The sequence below is a fragment of the Candidatus Marivariicella sp. genome, from assembly GCF_983056325.1.
Genome location: NZ_CEZOWA010000010.1, coordinates 68,250 through 72,656, shown reverse-complemented (window position 1 = coordinate 72,656; position 4,407 = coordinate 68,250). Strand labels below are relative to the sequence as shown.

Sequence of the window (4,407 nt, the reverse complement as noted above, 5' to 3'; positions counted from 1 at the left end):
TAAATACTTGGAATAGGGATAAAGAAATATCAAAATTTCTTAAAATTAATGGTATAAATTGGAGAGAGTTTCAAAGAGATGGTATTGTTCGTGGAATAAAGAATAGAGATAATTGGGATAAACAATGGTTAAATTATATAAAAAAGGAAACAACCACAAACTTATATACGCAATTCAAGGGTGAGAAAATAAAATCTAAATTTAAATTAAATGAATCTTTAGAAATTAAATTAAAACAATATCCAGTTTTATTTCAAAAGCCTGGAGAGGTTTTTGCTTGGAAATATTTAAAATCTTTTTGTAATAATAGAGGTAAAAACTATAGTGTGCATATCTCAAAACCTAAAGAAAGTAGAAAATCTTGTGGAAGAATATCACCCTATTTGGCATTTGGAAATATCACTATAAAACAAACTTATCACCATGTAATTCAACATTATAATTATAATTATAATAAAAGAAGCTTCAATGGTTTACTAATTAGGTTGAAGTGGAATAATCACTTTATTCAAAAGTTTGAATCGGAATGCAACTATGAAACTCATTGTGTAAATCGAGGTTATGAAGTTTTAAATTATTCAAATAATGAAAAACTAATTAAGAATTGGAAAGAAGGTATAACAGGATTTCCATTGGTGGATGCATGTATGAGATGTCTCAAAGCAACAGGATGGATTAATTTTAGAATGAGAGCTATGTTAGTGTCTATATTTTGTCTTCACTTTGACTGTGATTGGAGAAAGGGAGTATATCATTTAGCAAATTTATTTCTTGATTATGAACCAGGGATTCATTACACTCAATTTCAAATGCAAGCAGGAACAACAGGCATAAATACCGTTAGAATGTATAACCCAATAAAACAATCTAAAGAACATGATCCAGAAGGTTTATTTATTAAAGAATGGGTAACAGAATTAAAAGATGTTCCACCAGAGTTTATTCACGAACCCTGGAAAATGACAGAATTAGACAAAGAGTTTAATGATATAAAATTAGATTATTCAAAACCAGTTATTGATTTAGTAAAATCAGGAAAAATAGCACGTGAAAAAATATGGGGGCACAGAAATCATCCGATGGTTAAGAAAGAAAGCGAGAGAATATTAAATTTACACGTCAGGAAAAAATCAATAAAATCTTAGATGTTTTCTAACCAAAAATAAAAATCATTTCTAAGTGTAATTTTTGATTGAATCGAGTTATTTTGTGTTATATAAAATTTTTCCTAACTTACTTTAAATTAAAAAGATATGGATATAAACAAAGAATTCTTAGTAACCATTATTTTTATTACTGTTTTGGTTTCATTTATATACTGGTATGCAGGCTATTCAATTAAAACTGGAAAGCTTGAAGATGCCAATAAAAATCTTATTCCTGACTCATGGGAGAAGAATTTCACATGGTTTTTTTCATTAAGAGGTCTTATAATGTTTGCTCTTGGAGCTTCTTTTGGTTACTTAATTCATGGTTTTATATAAATTCACTTCAAAATAAACTATTAAGAAGTAGTTATTAAATGATTATTTAAAATCACGTTGTCTCAATAATCAAACTAATCCTTATTTATTCCTCTTGGATGCGATTTTGAATATATTGACTTAATTTTCTTCATACTTGTATGAGTGTAGTTTTGTGTAGCTGCAACACTGGAGTGCCCTAATAATCCCTTTACGGCATTTAAGTCTGCTCCCTGATCTAACATGTGAGTTGCAAAGCTGTGTCTAAGCATGTGAGGGCTTTTTTTAGTTTTAGATGAAACTAAATTGAAATAAGAATTTACTGTTTTATATATAAAACCAGGAGTTATTTTTCTTCCATCCTCAAAACAAAAAAAAGTTTTTGTTTTAGATAATTTTTTGAGATTAAACCTACATTTTAAATATAACTCAAGTTGTTTTTTAAGTAAATCATGAATTGGTATTAATCTTTCTTTATTTCTCTTTCCAAGAACTTTAAGTATACCTTGTTTTAAATCGACAGATATATAGTTTAATTCTATAATTTCATTTCTTCTCGTACCAGTAAAATAGAGAATATAAATTATTGTTTTTTCAAGAATGCCCTTAAAATCTGAAGAAAAGAAATCACTTTTTAAAACAGCAAAAATTTCATCTTCAGAAAAAGGTATATGAATTTTCTTTTCAATTTTTAATGGCCTGTGCTCTAACATCGGAGAAAACTCAATACTAGATGTTTTTAATAAAAATCCATAAAAAGATCTTAGAGTAGATAGTTTGCGGTTTATACTTCTGTTTGATATACCCTCTTCAATTAAACTAACAATCCAAGCGCGAATTACATAATATTCAATTTTTGCTAATGATGAAATATTGAATTCTTTATGTGAAAATGTAGAAAAATTTTTTAAATCGTTTTTATAAGCTAAAATCGTGTGGGGAGAATAATTTTTTTCCAATAAAACATAATCTAAGAATTTCTGAGAATACATAAAAAAAGGTTACAACTTTAATACATTAAAGTTACAACCTTTATTCTATTTTCTAAATTTGGTTTTACTGATTTTCTTGGTCTCTTAAATTTTGAATGTACTGGGCTTTTTGAATTTTAGCACGATTCTTAACAGAAGGTTTTAAAAATTGTTTACGACTTCTTAATTGACGCATTCCTCCAGTTTTATCAAACTTTCTTTTAAAACGCTTTAGCGCTCTATCAATATTTTCTCCTTCTTTAATTGGTATAATTAACATATTTACGACCTCCTTTCAATTATAATTTGTGCAAATATAACATAGCTGTTATAATAAAATAGATTTTTTCTATTTTTTTACCATCCCAGCTATTGCATTAGTGTATTTATTTAGTTCTTCTTTCACTTTTGGAAACAAAAAGAATAGACCTATCATGTTAGGAAAAACTAACCCAAGAATCATTGCGTCTGAAAAACCCCATACGGAAGACATATCTCCAGCAGCACCAATAACTATGAATAATAAAAATATAATTTTATATGTTAGATCAGCAGCTTTACTCTTTCCAAAGACATAAATCCAGGATTGAAGCCCATAATAGGACCAAGATATCATTGTGGAAACCGCAAATAGAACTACGGCTATTGTCAAGAATGGACCTGAAAAAGAAATATATTTTGAAAATGCTGCAGCTGTTATGCTTGCTCCTTCTGCAGGAACACCATCAATCATAACAACACCTCCCTCCCCTCCATAATTAAATACAGTACTATCTCCATTAAAGATTATAATTACTAGAGCAGTAAGAGTACATATTACAACTGTATCAATAAAAGGTTCTAGTAAAGCAACTAGACCTTCAGAAGCCGGAAAACTAGTTTTTACGGCTGAGTGAGCAATAGATGCAGAACCAGCACCAGCCTCGTTTGAAAATGCAGCTCTTCGAAATCCAGTTATTAAAACTCCAAGGAAACCTCCTAAGCCAGCATTTGGAGTAAATGCTTGAGAAATTATCATTCCAAAAGCGTCATCTACAAAAGTTATATTAGTCAATATTATATATAAACATGCAACAATGTACATAACAGCCATAAAAGGAACTATTTTTTCAGTAACAGAGGCAATTCTTTTTATTCCACCAATTATAATAATTCCAACAAAAATCATCAGTATTACACCTATAATTGTTCTAGAATTACCACCTGTCATTCCAAATGAATTAGCAAGTTGAACAGCAGCTTGATTAGACTGTGCTGCATTACCTCCCCCGAAAGATGCCCCAATACATAAAAATGCAAAAACAATTCCTAAAAATTTACCCAACTTTTCAAAACCTATTTCTTTTAAACCTTTTGTCATATAATACATTGGCCCACCATAAACTGTTCCATCTTCTCCAACATCTCTATACTTGACACCTAAAGTACATTCTACAAACTTTGAGGACATTCCCAATAAGCCACATAAAATCATCCAAAAAGTAGCCCCAGGACCACCAATAGCTATAGCCATTGCAACACCTGCAATATTTCCGTTTCCAACAGTTCCGGAAACAGCAGTTGCGAGTGCTTGAAAATGTGTTACTTCTCCATCAGTTGAACTATTCTCTTTTTTATCAAGAGAATCAAACTTACCACGAACCGTATTTATTGCAGTAGGAAAATGTCTGATGTTAACAAAACCAAAGTATATGGTAAAAAAAAGAGCACCGCCTACCAACAGAAAAATTAGGGTTGGTATACCCGTTCCAAACAAGGTCTCTGTAAAAGGAAAATCGTGAAGAATAACTGCTTCAAACCATTTAGCTATTGGTGTAAAAGCTTCATTGATTTTTTCATCAAGACCTTTTTCAGTAAGACTATAATCCTGACCTTTAACTTCTACAAAACCATTTTTTATTAAGTCAGTTAGTATCTCACTGGGTAAAGAGTCTTTGAACATCACTGCTAGGATTGAGCCAAGTCTATGATTT

At 30.1% G+C, this 4,407-nt stretch carries 5 protein-coding genes; 2 read left to right on the top strand and 3 right to left on the bottom strand.

What is annotated here, in order from left to right; translation table 11 throughout:
* Both AC3ATN_RS04885 and AC3ATN_RS04880 read left to right on the top strand, forming a co-directional pair.
* Window positions 1-1,145, top strand: a 1,145-nt coding sequence (locus AC3ATN_RS04885) for an FAD-binding domain-containing protein (RefSeq protein ID WP_487532111.1), incomplete at its 5' end; no start/stop codon positions are given.
* Window positions 1,146-1,253: 108 nt separating this feature from the next.
* Window positions 1,254-1,484 (top strand): hypothetical protein, encoded by a 231-nt coding sequence (locus tag AC3ATN_RS04880; RefSeq protein ID WP_487532110.1) that lies wholly within the window; start codon window positions 1,254-1,256, stop codon window positions 1,482-1,484.
* Window positions 1,485-1,558: 74 nt separating this feature from the next.
* Here AC3ATN_RS04880 and AC3ATN_RS04875 read toward each other — a convergent pair whose 3' ends face one another.
* The 3 genes from AC3ATN_RS04875 to AC3ATN_RS04865 all read right to left on the bottom strand — a co-directional run bounded on the left by AC3ATN_RS04875 (window position 1,559) and on the right by AC3ATN_RS04865 (window position 4,376).
* Window positions 1,559-2,455 carry a tyrosine-type recombinase/integrase gene (locus AC3ATN_RS04875; protein WP_487532109.1) on the bottom strand — a complete coding sequence of 299 codons (897 nt, stop codon included), beginning with the start codon at window positions 2,453-2,455 and terminating at the stop codon, window positions 1,559-1,561.
* A gap of 64 nt (window positions 2,456-2,519) precedes the next feature.
* A complete protein-coding gene (gene rpsU, locus AC3ATN_RS04870; RefSeq protein WP_487532108.1) occupies window positions 2,520-2,714 on the bottom strand; it encodes a 30S ribosomal protein S21 in 195 nt (64 codons plus the stop codon).
* Window positions 2,715-2,783: 69 nt separating this feature from the next.
* On the bottom strand, window positions 2,784-4,376 hold the full coding sequence (locus AC3ATN_RS04865; RefSeq protein ID WP_487532113.1) for an alanine/glycine:cation symporter family protein: 1,593 nt from the start codon (window positions 4,374-4,376) through the stop codon (window positions 2,784-2,786).
* Window positions 4,377-4,407 lie beyond the last annotated feature (31 nt).